Origin of the sequence: Streptomyces calidiresistens (genome assembly GCF_014141525.1) — a bacterium.
Taxonomy (GTDB): domain Bacteria; phylum Actinomycetota; class Actinomycetes; order Streptomycetales; family Streptomycetaceae; genus Streptomyces; species Streptomyces calidiresistens.
This window is the reverse complement of sequence record NZ_VKHS01000913.1, coordinates 1-1,997: the sequence shown is the minus strand read 5'-3', so window position 1 is coordinate 1,997 and position 1,997 is coordinate 1. Positions and strand designations below refer to the sequence as shown.

Below are 1,997 nucleotides of genomic sequence, written 5' to 3'. Positions count from 1 at the left end.
CCCCGGGACGGGCGGGGCCCGGGACCGCTCGGGGAAAAGGAGCACGCACCGGTCCGAAAAGACCTGCCGTGCCGGCCGGTTGTCCACCTCCGGCCCGGCCGGGGTGATGCGGATCACATCCGGGGTGTCCGCCGGGTCGATCCCCGGGGTCCCGCGACCCGCCGGGGAGGACGGTGGGTGCGCGGTGCGGCGGGGGACGGTGGATTAGGGTTGGCCGCGCCCCGGCACGCAGCGGGGCGCGGCGGATCGGGGGCCGACGAGAGGACCCGCGCGCGCCGCCCACCCGTCCGCCGTCGTGGCGGGAGCCCCATCGGAAGGCCCATGTCCCCGAGCAACGAGCGGCCGACGGCCGAACGACACCGTCCCGTGATGCTCCGGCGCTGTCTGGAACTGCTCGCCCCCGCGCTCCGGGAGCCCGGGGCGGTGGCGGTGGACTGCACTCTCGGTCTGGGAGGCCACGCCGAGGCCCTGCTCTCGGCCCACCCCGGGCTGCGTCTGATCGGCCTGGACCGGGACCCCGACGCCCTGGCCCTGGCCTCGGAGCGGCTGGCCCGGTTCGGGGACCGCTTCGAGGCGGTGCACGCCGTCTACGACCGGCTGCCGGAGGTGTTGGAGGACATCGACGCCCCCGCGCCGGCGGGCATCCTGTTCGACCTGGGTGTCTCCTCCATGCAACTGGACGAGCCCGAGCGGGGGTTCGCCTACGCCCGGGACGCCCCCCTGGACATGCGGATGGACCGCGGTCGGGGGCCGAGCGCGGCCGATGTGCTCAACACCTACCCGCCCGGCGACCTGGTCCGGATCCTGCGGGTCTACGGCGAGGAGCGCAACGCCCGCCGCATCGTGGAGGCCGTGGTGCGCGAGCGCGCCACGGCACCGCTGACCTCCAGCGCCCGCCTGGTCGAGTTGATCCGCGGCGCACTGCCGCAGGCGGCGATGCGCACCGGCGGCAACCCCGCCAAGCGCACCTTCCAGGCGCTGCGCATCGAGGTCAACGGCGAGTTGGAGGTGCTGGAGCGGGCGGTGCCCGCGGCCGTGGGGGCGCTGGGGGTGGGCGGCCGGATCGTGGTGCTGTCCTACCACTCGTTGGAGGACCGGTTGGTCAAGCGCGTCCTGGCGGAGGGGGCGCGCACCACCGCCCCGCCGGGGCTGCCGGTGGTGCCGGAGGAGTACCAGCCCCGGCTGCGGCTGCTCACCCGGGGGGCCGAGCTCCCCGACGAGGAGGAGACGGCGGGCAACCGTCGGGCCGCCCCGGCCCGGTTGCGTGCCGCGGAACGGATCCGTCCCGCCCGCTGACGGGGCGGACGGGACCGGTACCCCGGGTGAGCAGACGCACCCGGGGAACCGGATCCACCGGACACACCGGACGCAGGGGACCCCGGGCGCACCGGGGAGGCCGAGGAGGGACCACGGGGATGACCGCGCAACAACGTCTCGCGAGGCTGGCGGGGCTGGTGCCCACCGGGTCCTCCTCCGCCGCCCGCACCCCTTTCGTGCTGCTGATCGTCGTCCTGCTGGGGGCCGGCATGCTCGCCCTGCTCCTGTTGAACGCCGCCCTCAACCAGGGATCGTTCGAGCTGAGCGAGCTGCGCCGGGAGACCTCGGAGCTGACCGACGAGCAGCAGGCGCTCCAGGCCGAGGTGGACGCCTTCTCCGCTCCCGACGCCCTGGCCGAACGGGCCCGGGAGCTGGGGCTGGTGCCCGGCGGACCCCCGGTCTTCCTCCGTCCGGACGGCGGTGTCCTCGGGGTACCGGAACCCGCGCCCGAGCCGGACCCCGAGCCGGAACCCGAGCCGGACCCCGTGCCCAGGCCGGAACCCGATCCGGACGCCCCGCCCGCCGTGCCCGAGGGGGACACCCCCAACGGCGGACCCGCCGACGGGGCCGGGGACGCCGGGGACCCGGACACCGGGGACACCGACCCCGGGGAGGCCGGGGAGCCCACCGACCCCGCATCCGAGGAGACGCCGTGAGCGGCCCGCCCCCTGTCTCTTATA

2 protein-coding genes are annotated in these 1,997 nt (G+C 76.1%); both read left to right on the top strand.

Going from position 1 to position 1,997, the window contains the following annotated elements:
- Positions 1-321: 321 nt before the first annotated feature.
- Positions 322-1,296, top strand: a complete 975-nt coding sequence (gene rsmH / locus FOE67_RS24055) for a 16S rRNA (cytosine(1402)-N(4))-methyltransferase RsmH (RefSeq protein ID WP_182666937.1) — start codon at positions 322-324, stop codon at positions 1,294-1,296.
- Positions 1,297-1,415: 119 nt separating this feature from the next.
- A complete protein-coding gene (ftsL, locus tag FOE67_RS29690; RefSeq protein WP_228474227.1) occupies positions 1,416-1,973 on the top strand; it encodes a cell division protein FtsL in 558 nt (185 codons plus the stop codon).
- Positions 1,974-1,997: the final 24 nt, after the last annotated feature.

Excerpts from the sequence above, each read along its gene's own strand:
- rsmH (WP_182666937.1), top strand. The coding sequence starts at position 322 with ATGTCCCCGAGCAACGAGCGGCCGACGGCCGAACGACACCGTCCCGTG.
- ftsL (WP_228474227.1), top strand. The coding sequence starts at position 1,416 with ATGACCGCGCAACAACGTCTCGCGAGGCTGGCGGGGCTGGTGCCCACC.